Source organism: Paenisporosarcina quisquiliarum (genome assembly GCF_027563315.1).
Classification (GTDB): Bacteria; Bacillota; Bacilli; order Bacillales_A; family Planococcaceae; genus Paenisporosarcina; species Paenisporosarcina quisquiliarum.
Genome location: NZ_JAMKBJ010000032.1, coordinates 1 through 530, shown reverse-complemented (window position 1 = coordinate 530; position 530 = coordinate 1). Strand labels below are relative to the sequence as shown.

General features: G+C 42.5%; 1 protein-coding gene. It reads left to right on the top strand.

The annotated features are described in order from the left end of the window. Positions 1-166 precede the first annotated feature (166 nt). On the top strand, positions 167-530 hold a 364-nt coding region (locus M9R32_RS16025), incomplete at its 3' end, for an IS3 family transposase (protein ID WP_269927726.1).

Below are 530 nucleotides of genomic sequence, written 5' to 3'. Positions count from 1 at the left end.
AAATGGAAAAAGAGGATATTTCCATCCTTTCGGATGAGCCTACACATGACGAACTCCAGAAGAAATATGATCAGGCCATGAAGCTATTGGGTGAAAAAGAACTTGAAGTCGCCTTCTTGCGAGAAATCGTAAAAAAAAACACTTTAGTATAGATGAACAGTTGGAGATGGTAAAAGAATGGCATGAAGAAGGGTTTTCTATTAAACGGTTGATGAAGTTCCTTCGTTTAAGCCGTTCCCTGTTTTACTATAAGCCAGTCGCTCAAAACCCTGAAAAAGCGGAAGAGCGTGGACGTCCCTGTCCTGGTTTTTCCTTAACGAACAAGGAAGAGCGAATTTCGGATGAACAAATTCAAGAGTTTCTGATGGAAGCGATTGAGGGGGAAGAAGGCGTGTACGGTTACCGAAAACTTACCCACCATTTAAAGACTGTGTATGATTTAAAAATCAACGCAAAGAAGGTGTATCGCCTCTGTAAAGAGATGGGTATCCTCTTGCCGCAGCGCAAGAAGAAAAGCAAACACCCACGGC